This window comes from Psychrobacter sp. 1Y4 (genome assembly GCF_051847555.1).
Window position 1 is genome coordinate 1 of sequence record NZ_JBPYDE010000379.1, and the last position, 811, is coordinate 811.

Annotated in this window: 1 protein-coding gene; it reads left to right on the forward strand. The window is 43.8% G+C overall.

Features of this window, described 5'->3' with window-relative positions; all coding sequences use genetic code 11:
- Positions 1-811, forward strand: an 811-nt coding sequence (locus ACS8FC_RS16450) for a class I tRNA ligase family protein (RefSeq protein ID WP_439297565.1), incomplete at both ends; no start/stop codon positions are given.

Below are 811 nucleotides of genomic sequence, written 5' to 3' on the forward strand. Positions count from 1 at the left end.
CTAGCGGGTAGCGAATTGCGTACCCCAACTGGGGTCTTTGCCCATGGTTTCTTAATGGTCAATGGCGAAAAAATGAGCAAGTCACGCGGTACTTTTATCAAGGCCGAGACGTATGCTGAGCACTTACATCCTGAATATCTGCGTTATTACTTCGCCAGTAAACTGTCTGATAAAGTTGAAGACATCAACTTAGATTTAGAAGACTTTATGCAAAAGGTCAACTCTGACTTGGTTGGTAAAGTCGTCAATATCGCCAGTCGTAGTGCAGGATTCTTAGTTAAGAAATACGACGGTATACTATCTGAGACTTGCGCTGAACCGCGCCTATTAGAAGACATCACCAAAACGGGCGATGAGATTGCTGCTGCTTACGAGAATCGTGAGTTCTCGCGTGCTATGCGCCTGATCATGCAGTGTGCGGATAAAGCCAACGAATATATCGATGCCAAAAAGCCATGGTCACTAGCGAAATTGGAAGGCACTGAGAAAGAAGTTCAAGACGTATGCTCGGTCGCTATCAATATTTTCCGTCAATTGATGGTCTATCTGGCACCTGTACTGCCTGAACTGACTAATAATGCGAAAGCGTTTTTGAACCTTGATGATTTAAGCTTTGCCAGTCGTAATGAGTGGTTGTTAGGCCATAAAATCAATAAATTCAAGCCACTGATGCAACGTATCGAAGAAAAAGATATTGAAGCCATGGTAGAAGATTCTAAAGCATCATTAGCTCAAGCCGATGCACCTACCGCGACTACAGACAGTAAATCTGCTGCTAAAAACGAAGCGTCAGCAGAGATGAACACAGATG